The sequence below is a fragment of the Photobacterium iliopiscarium genome (genome assembly GCF_003026395.1).
Classification (GTDB): Bacteria; Pseudomonadota; Gammaproteobacteria; order Enterobacterales; family Vibrionaceae; genus Photobacterium; species Photobacterium iliopiscarium.
In genome coordinates this window covers 27,901-44,420 of the sequence record NZ_PYOO01000002.1, presented here as the reverse complement: position 1 = coordinate 44,420, position 16,520 = coordinate 27,901, and the positions used below count along the sequence as shown (strand labels likewise).

At 36.9% G+C, this 16,520-nt stretch carries 13 protein-coding genes; 1 reads left to right on the top strand and 12 read right to left on the bottom strand.

The features are described from left to right. Positions 1-15 precede the first annotated feature (15 nt). The 5 genes from C9J51_RS03560 to queE all read right to left on the bottom strand — a co-directional run bounded on the left by C9J51_RS03560 (position 16) and on the right by queE (position 6,683). Positions 16-1,206, bottom strand: coding sequence for an amino acid aminotransferase (locus C9J51_RS03560; RefSeq protein WP_045035541.1), 1,191 nt, complete (start codon positions 1,204-1,206; stop codon positions 16-18). A 186-nt stretch (positions 1,207-1,392) separates the two neighbouring features. Next, on the bottom strand, positions 1,393-2,679 hold the full coding sequence (locus tag C9J51_RS03555) for a GGDEF domain-containing protein (RefSeq protein ID WP_107274872.1): 1,287 nt from the start codon (positions 2,677-2,679) through the stop codon (positions 1,393-1,395). Positions 2,680-2,846: 167 nt separating this feature from the next. Continuing rightward, on the bottom strand, positions 2,847-4,013 hold the full coding sequence (locus tag C9J51_RS03550; RefSeq protein ID WP_244907427.1) for a GGDEF domain-containing protein: 1,167 nt from the start codon (positions 4,011-4,013) through the stop codon (positions 2,847-2,849). Positions 4,014-4,338: 325 nt separating this feature from the next. Then, complete coding sequence (asnS, locus tag C9J51_RS03545; RefSeq protein ID WP_045035540.1) at positions 4,339-5,739, bottom strand: asparagine--tRNA ligase; 1,401 nt, start codon at positions 5,737-5,739, stop codon at positions 4,339-4,341. Positions 5,740-6,002: 263 nt separating this feature from the next. Continuing rightward, a complete protein-coding gene (queE, locus tag C9J51_RS03540) occupies positions 6,003-6,683 on the bottom strand; it encodes a 7-carboxy-7-deazaguanine synthase QueE (RefSeq protein WP_045039387.1) in 681 nt (226 codons plus the stop codon). 274 nt (positions 6,684-6,957) lie between these two features. Between queE and mlc the strand changes: the two genes are divergently transcribed. After that, positions 6,958-8,172: a sugar metabolism global transcriptional regulator Mlc gene (mlc, locus tag C9J51_RS03535; protein ID WP_045039388.1), complete on the top strand. Its 1,215-nt coding sequence runs from the start codon at positions 6,958-6,960 to the stop codon at positions 8,170-8,172. Here the strand turns inward: mlc and C9J51_RS03530 are convergent. From C9J51_RS03530 to bioA, 7 genes are all read right to left on the bottom strand, one after another. Then, positions 8,169-9,071 carry a LysR family transcriptional regulator gene (locus tag C9J51_RS03530; protein ID WP_045035537.1) on the bottom strand — a complete coding sequence of 301 codons (903 nt, stop codon included), beginning with the start codon at positions 9,069-9,071 and terminating at the stop codon, positions 8,169-8,171. The two genes, mlc and C9J51_RS03530, sit on opposite strands and share 4 nt — an antisense overlap. A gap of 144 nt (positions 9,072-9,215) precedes the next feature. Next, the gene (locus C9J51_RS03525) at positions 9,216-9,959 is read right to left on the bottom strand and encodes a LutC/YkgG family protein (RefSeq protein WP_045035536.1); all 744 of its coding nucleotides are present in this window, start codon (positions 9,957-9,959) and stop codon (positions 9,216-9,218) included. A gap of 11 nt (positions 9,960-9,970) precedes the next feature. Further along, positions 9,971-11,386, bottom strand: a complete 1,416-nt coding sequence (locus C9J51_RS03520) for a LutB/LldF family L-lactate oxidation iron-sulfur protein (RefSeq protein WP_045035535.1) — start codon at positions 11,384-11,386, stop codon at positions 9,971-9,973. Positions 11,387-11,398: 12 nt separating this feature from the next. Further along, the gene (locus C9J51_RS03515; RefSeq protein ID WP_045035534.1) at positions 11,399-12,118 is read right to left on the bottom strand and encodes a (Fe-S)-binding protein; all 720 of its coding nucleotides are present in this window, start codon (positions 12,116-12,118) and stop codon (positions 11,399-11,401) included. A gap of 96 nt (positions 12,119-12,214) precedes the next feature. Beyond that, positions 12,215-13,798 carry an L-lactate permease gene (locus tag C9J51_RS03510; RefSeq protein WP_045035533.1) on the bottom strand — a complete coding sequence of 528 codons (1,584 nt, stop codon included), beginning with the start codon at positions 13,796-13,798 and terminating at the stop codon, positions 12,215-12,217. Between the two features lie 614 nt (positions 13,799-14,412). Then, positions 14,413-14,976, bottom strand: a complete 564-nt coding sequence (locus C9J51_RS03505; RefSeq protein ID WP_045035532.1) for an LON peptidase substrate-binding domain-containing protein — start codon at positions 14,974-14,976, stop codon at positions 14,413-14,415. A gap of 166 nt (positions 14,977-15,142) precedes the next feature. Next, positions 15,143-16,423 (bottom strand): adenosylmethionine--8-amino-7-oxononanoate transaminase, encoded by a 1,281-nt coding sequence (gene bioA / locus C9J51_RS03500; RefSeq protein ID WP_045039389.1) that lies wholly within the window; start codon positions 16,421-16,423, stop codon positions 15,143-15,145. Positions 16,424-16,520: the final 97 nt, after the last annotated feature.

Here is a 16,520-nt window from a genome sequence, read left to right as displayed (position 1 = left end):
TTTTATTTTATAAGATTATAAAACAGCAGCAATACCTTTACAAAGCGGCAGCATATTTGATTTTGTCATACCTGCAACACTGATACGGCCAGAGCCGACTATATAGATAGCAAACTCATCTTTTAAGCGGTTCACTTGATCTTTATTTAAGCCAGAAAATGAAAACATACCATTTTGACGCTCAATGAAGCTAAAGTCGGTATTTACACCGCATTGTTTGAGTGTTGCTACAAATAATACGCGCATTTCTTGAATACGATCGCGCATTTCTGCAACTTCGAGCTCCCACTCGGCACGTAATACAGTATCGTTTAGAATCTGTGTTACAACGGCTGCACCGTGAGCGGGGGGATTTGAATAAATAACACGAGCAATGGATTTTACTTGGCTGAATGAAATAATCGCTTGTTCAGCATTGTTTGCAACTAAAGTAAATGCACCTACACGTTCATTGTAAAGTCCAAAGTTTTTAGAGAATGAGCTGGCAACAAGAAGTTCAGGCATTTGATCGGCAAAAATACGTAGCCCTTGAGCATCTTCCTCTACACCCTGAGCAAAACCTTGGTAAGCAAAATCAAACATCGGCAGTAAGTTTTTTTCAAGGCAGAGTTTTGCGAGTGTTTGCCATTGCTGATTAGTTGGATCAATACCTGTTGGGTTATGACAACAGCCATGGAATAAGACGACATCGCCGGCATTTGCTTGGCTTAAATCAGCGATAGTGGTATCAAAATCAATATCTTTAACTTGAGCATTGTAGTAGCCATAAGTTTTCGTTTCTAAACCGGCCGCACCAAAGACACCATGATGGTTTGCCCATGTAGGATTACTGATCCAAACAGTAACATCGCCCAACTGACGTTTAATAAATTCAGCCGCAACGCGTAATGCACCAGTGCCTCCAGGAGCTTGTGCTGTTTGGATTCGTTTTTCTGCAATAAGTGTAGCGTCAGCGCCAAAAAGTAGTTGTTGTACGGCTAAGCCGTATTCAGGCGTTCCTTGAATACTAAGGTAAGATTTTGTTGTTTCTTGTGCTAATAGAATGGCTTCTGCTTTTTTTACGGTGGCTAAAACAGGCGTATTACCTGCTTCATTTTTATAAATACCCACGCCGAGATTAATTTTATGTGTTCTAGGATCTGCTTTAAATTCATCTGTTAAACCGAGAATAGGGTCTGCGGGTGCTGCTATAATCTTTTCAAACATATCGATCATCCATGGGTAGTTAAAGAGTTATATGTCTATTTATACCCTTAGTGATAGAAGTTTGACAAGAGGCTGCAACAAATTTATGGAATTATAATTATATTTTGTTATAGCACTTTTATGAACATCCATGAACTTCAGTCTAATGATACCTAGTTGTTTATGCTTATCTGAGTGTGTTTATTACTAAACAATTTTTATTTGGTTACGGCCATTATTCTTTGAATGGTAAAGTGCTTGATCTGCTGCTTTATAGGCGTCATTAAAATCGATATTAGTTGCACTAATTCCTCCAATAGAGATAGTAATATTGATATCTATTACTGGGCATAGAGAAATTGCATCACATATTTTTTGTGCTTTTATTATTAATTGTTCTTTATTCATGTCAGAAAATAAAATTATAAATTCTTCGCCGCCCCAACGAATAGCGATATCTTCTTTACGTATGCAATTATTAACACGTTTTGCTACGGTACGAATAACTTCATCACCCACTTTATGACCATAGATATCATTAACTTTTTTAAAATGGTCAATATCTATAATTAATAAATCAAAATCTTTTTGTTTAAGTAGTTTATTTTCATAGTAATCACGACGGTAAAAATGTGTCATTTGATCATAACGTAAAATAAAGTTTTTATTAGCAATGATTTTAGTTAATGAATGATATAAAAATAGTAATAATAGAGAGGGTAAAAAGGTTGTTTTTAAAAGAGTATAAAAATTAATTCCTAAACTAATCGGATCAACTGTTGAGCAGGGTAATAATTCGCTGGTGTTGTAAATATTATTATTTCCCATGCTAATAATTGTCATTTCTTTTTTATTAAATTTAGTTAATATTTCATTAAACATTGAATTATTAATATCTATCGCTAATAAAGAATCTAATTTTTTATTATTATAAATAGGATAATAAATAGTACGGATTAATTCATTTGTTCCTGGTTCTTTATATTTGTCAGTTAGTTTTATATTACATCCATAAAATGATTGATAAGTGTCCATTAAACCTTCATTTTTAACGATAGTATTAATGATTACTTTATCATAACCTTTTAAATAAGCAGGTCTAAGAGGATTAAAGTGTGAATAATCTGATGCTGTTTCAAAAATCGCAATTGTCCATATATTATTATCTGTCAGTTGATTGATTTTTTTCCCTAATTCATTCATGCCTGTAGATAATATCTTAGCATTTGTATGTGTGTTTACAACGACCGACACACCATTAAAAAGATATTGCCCCTTATTTAATGTAATAGTATTGGTGTTATTATAAAAAGAACTAAAGCGACGGGCGACAGAGTATGTTTCATTTAATATTGTATCATATTTGGAGTGTATTTTATCAATGTTATAAATATTATAAATGAAATAGATACTAGATAGAATCATAAAAAAGAAAGTAAAAAGCTTTAAGCTGGGAGGTATTTTTTTCAAAAAGCTAGTTACGATTGTAATCATTATTATTCGGCGATATTATAATATTAGGTTGCATTTTTATATAATCACCTCACATGTTAAAGTGAAAAATACATATCGTATTAATAAATAATATTTATCGATAGTATTTGAATTCCTTTTAGGTATTTTCCGTCTTTTGTGTTGACACATTTTTCATGTATTTTCACTTAAATAATCGTGTATTGATTACGACCATTATTTTTTGAATAATATAGTGCTTTATCTGCGGCTTTATAAACAGCATTAAAGTGTCTATTTTTAGTTGATATACCACCAATTGAAACCGTAATAGTAAGATTTAATATTGGGAATGATGCAATTGACTGGCATATTTTTTTTGCTTTAATTTGTAATTGTTGATGATTCATATCATCAAATGAAAGAATAAATTCTTCACCACCCCAACGCACTGGAACATCTTTACTTCGAATACAATTATTAATACGTTTTGCCACATGACGAATAACATCATCACCCGTTTCATGTCCATAGTTATCATTTATTTTTTTAAAATGGTCAATGTCGATGATTAATAAATTAAAATTCCGTTGTTTTAACAATTTTTTTTCATAGTAGTCTCGACGGTAGAAATTAGTCATCTGATCACGCTGCATCGCATATCTTTTTTTAATTAGATAGTGTTTTAAATAAGTAGAGATAAGACTTAATAAAAAAGCAGGAAATAACATCATTTTAAAAACGGAAAATAAATTAATACCAAGATTGATCGGACTTAATTGTGAACAGGGAAGTAACTCTTTAAGTGTATAAATATTATTTTTTTTATTCATATTGATAATACTAAAATGATTTTTGTTATATTTATTCAAAGATTCAACAATAAAATCATTTTTTATATCAATAGCTAATAATGCATCAAGATGTTTCTTGTTATAAATAGGGTAGTAAAGGGTTCTAATTTTAATTTTTGAGCCAACTTCGATATAACTTTCTGTTAATTTGATATTACATCCATAAAAAGATTGGTAAGTATCAATTAAATCCTCGCGTTTAACAATACGATGCATTACAGAGTTTTCACCATATTTATCAAATTCATGTAAGTATTCGGGTCTAATCGGATCAAAATGTGCGTAATTAGCCGGATTTTCAAAAACAGCAATTGTCCATACATTGTTGCGGGTAAGTTGATTTAATTGTAAACGTAATTTTTTTATTCCTTCTGAGAGGGTTTTTACGTTACCTGATTTGTTTACAATTAATGAAACGTTGTCAGTTTTGTAGTGATTTTCTTTTGTATATATTTCTTGAGTATTGTTGTAATACGATCCAAAACGACGGGTGTAGGAATAGATTGCTTGAATTCTAGCCATATAACCATGATTGAATTTTTCAAGATGATAAATGTTATAAATTAAATAGAAACTAGATAAAACGAAAAAAAGTAAGGTAAACGTTTTCAATACAATAAAAAAATGCTTATTAGTATCCTTATGGGTTATTTTCATGGGCGTATTTTATTATGTATTCTGCTTGCGAATGATTTTTATGAATTTAATTCATTTCTTGAATTAATACAATCATTATAAAAATATTATAGTATTAAAAGCTGGTATTGTTTCTTTAAGCCATATTTAATTTTAGACAAAAAAAAACCATCCGAAGATGGTTTTTATTTCGACTAATTACACTGAGTATTTAGAAGTTTGCAGAACGTGGTGTACGTGGGAATGGAATTACGTCACGGATGTTGCTCATGCCCGTTACGTAAGAGACTAGACGTTCAAAGCCTAGACCAAAACCTGAGTGTGGTACTGAACCGTAACGACGTAAATCGCGGTACCAACCCATACTCTCAGGGTTTAAACCCATCTCAATCATACGAGCATCAAGTTGTTCTAGACGCTCTTCACGCTGTGAACCACCGATGATTTCACCGATACCCGGTGCAAGTACATCCATTGCTGCAACAGTCTTACCATCTTCGTTCATACGCATGTAGAACGCTTTGATGTCTTTTGGATAGTTCTTCACAATTACTGGTGCTTTGAAGTGTTGCTCAGCAAGGAAACGCTCGTGCTCAGAAGACATATCAATGCCCCACTCAACATCGTTCTCAAACTGACGACCAGAATCTTGAAGAATCTTAATTGCATCAGTGTAGTCGACTTGTGCAAAATCAGACGTTACAAATTGCTCTAGACGAGTGATAACGTCTTTATCAATGCGAGAAGCAAAGAATTCAAGATCGTCACGACGCTCTTCAAGAGCTGCTTTAAATACATATTTCAACATATTTTCAGCTAGTTTTGCTACGTCATCAAGATCAGCAAAAGCAACTTCAGGCTCAACCATCCAGAACTCTGCTAGGTGACGACTGGTGTTTGAGTTTTCAGCACGGAATGTTGGACCAAATGTGTATACTTTACTTAAAGCACAAGCATAAGTTTCAGCATTTAATTGACCAGATACTGTTAGGAATGTTTCTTTGCCAAAGAAGTCTTTGTCAAAATCCACTTCGCCTTTGTCTGTCATTGGCAAGTTTGCCATATCTAGCGTAGACACACGGAACATTTCACCAGCACCTTCACAGTCAGATGCTGTGATAAGTGGTGCAGACATCCAAATGAAGCCTTGTTCGTGATAGAAGCGGTGAATAGCTTGAGATAGGCAGTTACGAACACGAGCAACAGCACCAATTACGTTAGTACGTGGGCGTAGGTGTGCAACTTCACGTAAATACTCAATAGAGTGACGTGTTTTTGCCATTGGGTATGTTTCAGCATCTTCTACCCAACCAACAACTTTAACGGCTGTTGCTGCGATCTCAAAATCTTGACCTTTAGCTGGAGAGGCTACAATAGTACCAGTGACTTCAACAGAGCAACCTGTTGTTAATTTAAGTACATCTTCCTGGTAATTATTTAACTCATTAGAGACCACGGCCTGAATCGGGTCGAAACAAGAGCCGTCATAAATGGCAAGGAAAGAAATTCCAGCTTTGGAATCACGACGTGAACGGATCCAGCCTCGAACAGTAATTTCACTGTCAATTGCTAGCTTACCGCTTAATACGTCTGTTACAGGCGCGTAAGTCATGTTTAAGTCATTCTCCGTTTAGGCACTTCACTTTGGAATTAAAGTATTACGTGCTTAAAGATATCGTTGTATAAGTAATATTACCTTTCTTACGTCAAGCATCAAGCATTGATCTCATTAGATTGATAAATTGATGTGGGAAAGTGGGAATTTATACAGATGGTTGGTTAATAAACGATCGTTTTTGCAATGATAAGTAAATCTAGCCTTATCATTGCATTGTTATTTATTGAGGTTATTACGTGATATGAACGTGGTGAATATTAAGCAATGGCCAAATATTTATGAGTTTGGATCGATAAACGCCAATTACGAGCAATGCATGTCTCAATACATAACTCTGTTGCCCGTGGTTTTTGACTGATAGGTTGTAGTGCTATTGTGACATCATTACGTAATGTTGCTGTTGTTAATAATGCTTCTAATTGTTCAATATCTTTATGAGTACCAACGGGATGTTTTATTTCATTAGCACGTGCTAACGCCGAAGGTAATACTGGCAGCTTTGCTTTCATATTGATTTTAGGTGATACCGTAACCCAAGTTTGGTCACTGGTTAAAATCTCTGAAGTACCACTGGTTTCAATTTGGCAATTAAAGCCTGCGGTTTCTAATGCAGTAGTAAGAGGGTGTAAATCATAGATGCAAGGTTCACCGCCGGTGATAACGACATGTTTAGCTGTGTAGCCTTGTTTGATTAATAGATCTACGATGCCATTAGCGTCTAGTTGTGTCCAAAGTGGAGAGTCTTCTGTTTTTATTATAATACGTTCAACATCGACTAAATCATTCGGTTCAGCTGTCCATGTTTGTTTGGTATCACACCATGAACACCCTACAGGACAAATTTGTAAACGAACAAAAATAGCAGGAACACCAGTGAATACACCTTCACCTTGAATCGTTTCGAAGACTTCATTAATTTTGTACACGCAGAACCTCATACATCTCTTATCGTTACTTTTGGATTTTGTTATTTAGTCGCCATCAGTGAATGACGTTTAGCAAAAGCACGGAGCAGATTAAATTTACTAATTGAATTTATACTCGGCGAAATGCCGATTTATTATTATGTCAGAAGCGAAAGCGGAAGTCTTTAGGGATTCCTCGTGACGGCGGTCACGTCCTGAGTACAAGAGACTTCACAATTAGTTCGCAAAGTAAAAAAATTGAAACCCAAATGGTATTTATCGCTGTTTTTCTTCTAGGAGTACCAACATGTATGTCGCTCAGCCAGGTCATATTGATCATATAAAAAGAAATAATGCCGGGAGCGTATATAAACTTATTGATCTTTACGGACCTATTTCGCGGATTGAATTATCTAAACGTAGTCAATTAGCCCCTGCAAGTATTACTAAAATCACTCGAGAATTGATTGAAGCACATTTAATAAAAGAAACCCAATATCAAGAATCTACTAGTCGTGGACGACCAGCAATAGGGCTTGTTCCTGCCAATGAAGGTTGGCAATTTTTGTCGATTCGATTAGGTCGTGGTTATTTGACGTTAGCTTTACACTCTTTAAGTGGTGATATTTTAGTTGAAGAACGGCAAAATATTAATCAAGTCCAACAAGATGATGTTGTGATTAAATTATTGGCTGAAATTAATCTATTTTTTGCTAATCATGTCAGTACTATTGATCGTATTTCAGCGATTGCAGTGTCATTACCTGGATTGGTAAATGCGGTTGAAGGTGTTGTTTTACAAATGCCTCATTACACCATCAAGAACTTACCGTTAAGCGATATTATTCATCAAGCTACTGGGTTACCTGTATTTGTCGGTAATGATACCCGTTCATGGGCGTTAGCTGAAAAATTGTTTGGTAATTCACAAGGCATATCAAATTCTATTTTAGTCTCGGTACACAATGGTGTTGGGGCGGGGATTATTTTAGATGATACCGTGCTTCAAGGTCGTACTGGTAATATTGGTGAGTTAGGCCATATTCAGGTTAAACCTTATGGTAAGCGTTGTTTTTGCGGTAATCATGGGTGTTTAGAAACGGTAGCAAGCTTAACGGCTGTTTTAAATCAAACCTTAACCTGTTTACAAGAAGGGCATCCATCGGTATTAACTGCGTCGACCCTGACGATTGAGGCGCTTTGTGATGCAGCGGTCGCGGGTGATGCTCTTGCTCGTCAAATTATCATTGATCTTGGGCATCACCTCGGCCAAGCGATAGCAATTATGGTGAATTTATTTAATCCACAACGTATTTTAATTGGTGGTGAGTTAAATCGGGCTAAGGCCGTGTTATACCCCGCAATTATGGAGTGTGTTATTTCCCAAACTCTGCCTATTTATAATCGCGATCTTGAACTTCAAGAAAGCCGTTTCTATACCCAAGCCACGATGCCAGGGGCTGCATTAGTTAAACAATCCCTTTATGATGGCCATTTATTGATGAAATTAATCGACGGTTAAAATTGTTCTTTAATTTCCATGTAGCTTTCGCGAATATGTTCAATTAGTGCCTGAATACGTTTTGCAGGCTTTCGAGTGTAGGGATAGACGGCATAAATACCGACGACTTTTCCTGCATGTGAGGCTAATACTTCAACTAATTGGCCTTGTTGTAATTCGTTATAAACTAAACAAGTAGGTAAGTAAGCAATTCCGTTACCGGCGAGTGCGACTTTTTTCAATGATGCGGCGTTATCTGATGAAAAATTACCACTCACTTTATGGGTATAGATTTTATTTTGACGAATAAATTGCCAGTCAAAAGGGCCTGAGCTTTGAGGGTTATAGCCTAGACAATTATGGCTGTTCAGCGCTTTAGGCGTTTCAGGTATACCGTGTTGCTCAAAGTAAGCAGGGGAAGCACAGATAACCCAGCGTGAATTAAAAATATGACGAGCAATAAGGCTTGAATCTTCTAGATAACCGGTACGGATCACTAGATCATAATTATCAGCAACCAGATCAACAAAATGATTGTTAAGTGACATATCAACCGTTAAACCTGGGTGTTTTTGACAAAATGTTGAAACTGCGTTGGCCAATAACAGTTCACCTGAAATAGTGGGTACCGACATGCGAATTTTGCCAGAGAGTGCTTCACTATACCCTGTTACTGAGTCAAACGCGGTTTGTGCAATGCTGCTAATGCTCTTTGCTCGATGATAAAGCACTTCACCGGGTTCGGTCAGTGTTAGCTTACGGGTAGTACGATAAATAAGTTGTAACCCTAAACTGGTTTCAAGTTTACTAATACGTTTGCTGACGACCGATTTGGTGATGTTATTGAGGTCAGCAACTTTACTGAATGAACCATATTCAATAACTTGAGTAAAAAGAACGAGATCATCAATAGCTGGCATAGCAATATTCCAATAGTTTATTTGTCGCCAAATTATACGCGAAAAAAAACGCAGTCCGATAACTGCGTTTTTTCATATTCCCGTTTAAGTGCTTAACCACTAGCATCCTGCTAGTTTGTTTATCACTATTGGTGATAGGTAGAATTACATATCATCAATAATGATGTAGGTGGCAAAGACGGGCCCATGCACACCAACAACCTTGATCAGCTCGATATCTGCTGTCGAACTAGGACCTGAAATAAAATTCACACATGATGGAATACGTTCACCATTCTGTGCTTTTTGATGTAATAGTTCTGTCGCTTGGGTTAAGCGAGGAACGATATTACTTTTAGGTACAATAAAAATAGAGGCTTCAGGGAGCAAGCTCACTGCTCGACCTTGCGCTGCTTGGCTATAAAGTACCATAGTGCCTGATTCAGCTAACGCCTGTTCTGCAAATACTACGCCGACTTTAGCACGCTCTGCAACTGCAATATTTGCTTCATAGCCAGCACTATGATCCCAAATGTAAACACCATGCTGCTTTTCTGCTAAATCTTTCGGATTTACTATGTCTAACAGACGATTATCTGCTGTAAAGATGGTTTCACCGATAGGATTTAGGCCTTCACCATCATCAGTACAATAGTGAAAACATACATTACGTAGCGTTTCTGTTAGCTTATCTTTCGTTGTAACGACCGCCTGAGAGGCTAATGTCGTTTCTGTGTAGTCAACTAAAATAGCTTTCAATTCATCTTGGCTTTTGCCCGCAAAGACGTCTTTGTGGCAGTTATATTTGAAATTTGGGCGTACTACGGGTGCTGTAATACGCTCACGGCCAAGTTGTTTTGCGATATTATCAAGGAAACTATCGCGGTTAAAAATGCGTTGCTCTGACATGCGGAAGCCCCTTATTTGTCATCTCTGTTTTTGAACCAGCTACGGAATGATTGACCTGTTGGTGCAGGTAAATCACGAGTTTGTGTCCATGCGTTAAGCAAACCCACTTTAAAGGGTAGCTTGCCATCTTTAATCAGTTTGCCAGCCATAATTGCGCCGATTTTAACTGTTTTATCCCAGATGAAAGGATGTGAGTTAACAAAGTTAAAGCCAGTGATAGCTGCTCGTTCTGATGATGCGGTGATTTTTTCTTCACCCATAATTTGGCGGTGTTTTAGTAATAAATCAGACAATGGGATTTTTACTGGGCACACATCATGACAAGCGCGACATAAACTACAGGCATTAGGTAGGTCTTTAAAATCTTCATAGCCACCCAGTAATGGTGATAATACCGCACCAATTGGACCTGAGTAGATTGAACCGTAAGATTGACCACCAATATGACGGTAAGCTGGGCAAGTGTTAACACAAGCCGCACAACGGATACAGCGTAGAATTGGACGGAATTCTGAGCCTAGAATTTTTGAACGACCATTATCGACAATAACAAGGTGGAATTCTTCAGGACCATCGCAATTATCACCTTCACGTGGACCCGTTAACGCGGTGACATAACCGGTTAGTGGAAGACCAACAGCACTGCGGCATAATAGGCTAGCAACAATATCAAACTCTTCAAAAGTTGGAACAATACGCTCCATACCCATGACAGCGATATGTGTTTTTGGCAAGCTGGTGGCTAGACGAGCGTTACCTTCGTTTGTTACTAAAGTAACAGTACCTGATTCTGCAATCGCAAAGTTACATCCTGTAATACCGATTTCGGCTTCAAGGAAATCATGGCGAATATGCTCACGGACAAAGCGAGTCATGGCTTCAGGATCAGAGGATCCATCATAACCGAGCTTTTCTTTGAACACTTCGCGGATTTGGGTGCGATTTTTGTGTAATGCAGGCACAACGATGTGCGATGGCGCATCACAATCATCGACTTGTAAAATATATTCGCCTAAATCGGTTTCAATAATTTCGCAATTATTACGCTGAATCATTTGGTTCATACCAATTTCTTCAGTCACCATTGATTTGGATTTTACGATTTTTTTAGCGTTCTTTTTCTTTACAATCGTTTCGATGTAGTTAGTGGCATCTTCTGCGGTTGATGCAAAGAAAACATGACCACCATTTTTTTCTACATTTTCACTAAGCTGTTGTAAGTAGTAATCAAGGTTTTCAAGTACATGGTTACGAATATCCATGCCCATTTCACGCCATTCTTCCCAGTTACCGAGTTTTTCAGCAGCAACAGCGCGGCTTTTAAACATACGTTCTTGTGCGTTGGCAACGGCGGCACGCATAGATTCGTCTTTCATTTTTAGATGAATACGATCTTTAAATTTAACGTTGCTAGTTTTCATTGACATAATAATGACCTCTTAACGACTCATCAGCACATCAACAATGTGCATTACTTTAATAGGTTGACCTTCACGGCTAATACGACCACCAATATTTAATAAACAGCTAATATCGGCACCAATTAAGAAGTCAGGTTTTACTGCGCTAATGTGCTGGACTTTTTCAGTTACCATTTCACCTGAAATTTCAGACATTTTAACAGAGAAAGTACCACCGAAACCGCAACATGTTTCTTGGTTATCAATAGGTAATAGTTCAAGGCCTTCAACATTATTAAGTAAAATAAGAGGCTCTTCACGCACGCCTAATTTACGAATAAGACTACAAGACGGATGGTAAACCCCTTTACCTTTAAGACGTGCGCCTACGTTTGTTACACCTAATTGACCAACCACAAATTGGGTTAGCTCAAATAAGCGATCAGCCACTTTTTGTGCACGGGCTGCCCATTCAGGTTCATCTTCTAAATAATGTGGGTATTTCTTCACAGAAGCAGCACATGAACCCGCTGGCGTCACAATAGGGTAATCATTAATTTCAAACGCTTCGATCATGCTTTTCATTGCGGGTTTGCTTTTTTCGATATAACCACTGTTTAATGCGGGTTGACCACAGCACCCTTGGCGTTCAGGAAAAATCACCTCACACTTTAATTGCTCTAGCAGTTGTACCGTTTTTTTAGCAACCTCTGCTTTTACGGTATCGCCAAGACAAGTGACAAAAAAGTTTACCTTCATTTTATTGCTCCAATGGCGTAAAGGCGCCTGAAATATTAACGTTAAACTGTTGGTTGACGTCTGCGATGCAGTTCGCCAACCTATTTTATTTAGTGGTTAAAGAAACGTACTGACTACCGCGACAATTACGCCATATAAAACCATAGGAATAACTGTTCGCTTAATGATGTAACCTTCTTTATTCGCAATACCAAGTATGGCGGACACGGCAATAATATTATTAATGCACACCATATTACCCATTGCACCACCTACCGATTGTAAAGCCAGAATAATGGTTTCTGGTAGGCCAACAGTGTGAGCAATACTTTGTTGAATCGCACCAAAAGTAAGGTTAGAAACGGTTGCAGAGCCTGAGAAAAATGCACCTAACGCCCCTAAATAAGCAGCACAATATTGCCAATTTTTACCCAGTAAATGTGCGAACGCGTTACCCGTTGTCATGATCGGTGAATGCTCACCGCCAATCATCATAAATTTCACCATAATTAACGCACCAATAAGGGCGATAAAGGGTGTTTTTATACGTGATGCTGTATCACTAAATACGGCTGTTACTTGGTGTCGATTCATCTTTAGAAAAGGGATCGACACAAAAACAACTAAGAAAAATGGTATTAATGCAGGCACATAAAGTGTCTTATATGCCCATGCTGTATCAGTACCTAAAATTTGACTGATATGGATAATTAACGCTTGGCTAATATGTAAGTCGGCAAACCCTAAGTGAATATTCCACATCGGGGTTGCGTCGTTTAACATGCCTTTTAGTCCTAATTGTTTAATACGGGTTACAATTAAAATGACGATCAGTAATAGCGTAGGTGCCATCGCTTTAAACACGCGTCCAAAGGGCAACGCTACCGTTGTTTTTTCTATGTCCGTTGTCGGTTTCTTTTCTAACCCTATGTTATAACGTGCAAAAAGTATTGATAATGTTAAACCAATCGCACCACCAATAAGCGCAGGGAATTCATAGTTCCATTGTGCTAACCACACATAAGGTAACGTACATGACCAAATGCTAAGCTGAATAAAAATAATGTTGCGACGAATTTGCTGCCAGCTAACAATAAATTTTAATGCAATAACGGGAATGATAATCGCAGCAACAGTGTGCATGATGGCAGATAAGCTACCGACATGTAGCAGCTCTGCATCTGACAGTCCTAAGTTACCAAATCCAAACCATGTTGGTGTGCCCACAGCGCCAAAAGAAACAGGAACCGAATTCATCACTAACGCTAACATGGCGACCCGTAATGGGTTAAAGCCGAGTCCAACAAGAATCGGTGCTGCAATCGCGGCAGGAGTACCAAATCCTGATGCACCTTCAATCATAAAAGCAAACGCCCAACCAATGATCATTAATTGACCAATTTGGTTCTTGCTAATGCCTTCTAACCATTGTTTTATGACATCTTCACAGCCTGAAATTGAGAGGGTTCGATTTAATAAAATCGCACCAGCAATAATAGAGATAGGTGTAAGAGCTGATAAAGAGCCTGAAATAATATTTGCAGCTAATAAGCGGCCGCTAGTACCAAAATAAATTAATTGTAAGATACCAATAAGTAACGCTGTTAAAGGTAGTGCAACATGTGAAGGTAGCGCGTTTTTTTTTGTCATCATCCAAATTAATAATAAAATTGGAATGACAGATATTGCTAGATTAAGCATGTTTTTTTCCCTGGCTGAGTCGTCTTATTCCGTATTCAAATAGACGAATTTTATTTCTAATTATTATTACTATATGAATAGTATTTTTTGTACTGATTATCTCAGTGGGGAGATTATTGTAGGCATGAAAAAGAAACTTTCTATCTATTTTTTTTCTGTATTTATCATACTTATTAATTAAATGTGATGTGACTATAAATCTAGTCATTAATGAGTTTTAAAATAATCACAAATAATCAAACTGTTACACTCGATATGCAAATAGATAAATTAAATGATTATAGCATTATTGGAAACAATGTATTTGCATACATAAGCTAATATTTTAAGTGTTTATTATATCTAACAAAGTTATATTTTTATATTAAAGATAATAGTTATCATTACAGTGACTATTTACGCGTAGAAATACGAACATATACGACTAATAATGCATTTAATGTGCTTGATTGAAATATAATAAATACTATTTGATGATTTTAAAATATATTAATTGAAGTAAATACTAATATATTAGTACTATTTAAAGCAGTAATGATATTTACTATTAAATATAATAAATATTTGCTCATAATTTAATATGTGACTTATGTGTGGTTTATAAGAATAAGTACTTATTTTGATGTTGAATGATTATTGATCACGCTATGTAAGAAAGATAATGCAGCACTGCAATCATTACGACTCATGAACCATTGTTTCTGATTAACTTCTAACGGTAAAATTTCGAGCCATCGTTGGCATACCCATGTAATATCATCAAATTTTGGTTCAGGATAATAACTCGCATGATCTGGGTGTTGTTGGAACAGGTGTTGTAAATTATCTGAGATATTTTGATCTATAAAGTTAATATTTTTACGATGCCAGTTAGGAACAGGCGAGGTATCACCGATATAAAGACGATCATTATCTTGCCAATGATTATTGATCAAAAACATTTCTACACCTTGGATCGTAATGCTCATAAACCCATTCGGTAGAGGATCAAAATCAGTGATAATAACCCGTGTACCAAAATGACAAAGATTATCATCAATTTTCATACAGAGTCCAAAACCATGATGGTTGGCTGTCGCTAATTTTACTAAACGTATGTAACGTTGTTCGTAAATCTGTAATTTGCAAATGCCGTTAGGTAATAAGTAAATATCAACGGGGAAAAGTGGTAGTTGCATAATAATAACCCTAAAACATATGTATTAATAATGAGTAAATAGTCGCTCGATATATGATTATTATTATGTTGGTCGGGCACCTTTAATCAGTATAAGCAGACTAAAATAGAACAATGTCTGCTTTATGATACTGAGGTGAAATAAATGGCTGTTTAATCGTGACGTTTTATCTTTTGAGTACTTGATATATTGCTTGGGTTAAGCATGATAGTTGAGCTGAAGTAATAATGTAGGGGGGCATAATATAGATGAGTCGACCAAAAGGGCGGATCCATACACCAGCATTAACAAAAGCCTGTTGTATTTCAGCCATATTAACGGGTTGATGTAATTCAACCACCCCAATAGCGCCTAACCAACGCACTTGTTTTACTTTATTCAGTGTTGCAATGCGGGGTAATTCAACTGCTAGCTGTTTTTCAATATTTGCAACTTGTTGTTGCCATTGATTTTGTTCTAATATCTCAAGGTTTTTATTAGCAACGGCACAGGCGAGGGGGTTGCCCATAAATGTTGGACCATGCATAAAGCAGCCCGCTTCTCCACTGCATACTGTATCTGCAATATATTTACGGGTAATAGTTGCTGATAATGTCATATATCCGCCAGTTAATGCTTTGCCAACACACATAATATCAGGGCTAACATTGGCATGCTCACAGGCAAACAGTTTACCCGTTCGACCAAACCCCACCGCTATTTCATCGGCAATAAATAATACGCCATAATCATCGCATAATTCTCGTACTCGACGTAAATAGGTTGGATGATATAACCGCATTCCTCCCGCACCTTGAACAATCGGCTCTAAAATAACAGCGGCAATCTGTTGGTGGTTCTGGGCTAATTTTTCAGAAAAGTCACTAATATCATCTTCATTCCATTCATCCCAGAATCCACATTGGGGAGAGTTTGCAAAAATATGTTTAGGTAAAAATCCTTTATAAATACTGTGCATTGAATTGTCGGGATCGGTCACCGACATTGCTGCAAAAGTATCACCATGATAACCATGGCGAAGGGTTAAAAAGCTGGAGCGATATTCACCTTTGGCGTGCCAATATTGCAGTGCCATTTTAAGGGCGACTTCGACGGCGACTGAGCCTGAGTCAGCAAGAAAGACCGTATCTAAGTCTTGCGGTGTTATCGCGACTAATTTTTTACACAGTTCAACGGCTGGTTGATGGGTGATGCCACCGAACATGACATGTGACATCTTATCTAATTGTGTTTTTGCTGCCATGGTTAATTGAGGATGGTTATAGCCATGAATTGCAGACCACCATGAAGACATGCCATCAATTAATTGAGTGCCATCTTCAAGTGTTAAATATACACCTTTTGCGATGGTGACAGGGTAACAAGGTAGTGGCGTAATGGTTGATGTGTATGGATGCCAAATATGACGAAGGTCAAACTCAACATCAATACCGTTCTCTTTTTGCACAGTAGTAAACCTATTTTATTATTCAAGGTTGACAGTTTACGTGCTATTAGTAGACTAGCCAACAATTAAAAGATGAATCAGTGTCTATTTGGTTGTT

Coding starts and splice junctions, on each gene's coding strand:
- C9J51_RS03515 (WP_045035534.1), bottom strand. CDS start 12,118: ATGAAGGTAAACTTTTTTGTCACTTGTCTTGGCGATACCGTAAAAGCA.
- asnS (WP_045035540.1), bottom strand. CDS start 5,739: ATGACTTACGCGCCTGTAACAGACGTATTAAGCGGTAAGCTAGCAATT.
- C9J51_RS03510 (WP_045035533.1), bottom strand. CDS start 13,798: ATGCTTAATCTAGCAATATCTGTCATTCCAATTTTATTATTAATTTGG.
- C9J51_RS03525 (WP_045035536.1), bottom strand. CDS start 9,959: ATGTCAGAGCAACGCATTTTTAACCGCGATAGTTTCCTTGATAATATC.
- C9J51_RS03520 (WP_045035535.1), bottom strand. CDS start 11,386: ATGTCAATGAAAACTAGCAACGTTAAATTTAAAGATCGTATTCATCTA.
- C9J51_RS03530 (WP_045035537.1), bottom strand. CDS start 9,071: ATGCCAGCTATTGATGATCTCGTTCTTTTTACTCAAGTTATTGAATAT.
- mlc (WP_045039388.1), top strand. CDS start 6,958: ATGTATGTCGCTCAGCCAGGTCATATTGATCATATAAAAAGAAATAAT.
- C9J51_RS03555 (WP_107274872.1), bottom strand. CDS start 2,679: ATGATTACAATCGTAACTAGCTTTTTGAAAAAAATACCTCCCAGCTTA.
- C9J51_RS03560 (WP_045035541.1), bottom strand. CDS start 1,206: ATGTTTGAAAAGATTATAGCAGCACCCGCAGACCCTATTCTCGGTTTA.
- C9J51_RS03505 (WP_045035532.1), bottom strand. CDS start 14,976: ATGCAACTACCACTTTTCCCCGTTGATATTTACTTATTACCTAACGGC.
- queE (WP_045039387.1), bottom strand. CDS start 6,683: ATGAGGTTCTGCGTGTACAAAATTAATGAAGTCTTCGAAACGATTCAA.
- C9J51_RS03550 (WP_244907427.1), bottom strand. CDS start 4,013: ATGGCTAGAATTCAAGCAATCTATTCCTACACCCGTCGTTTTGGATCG.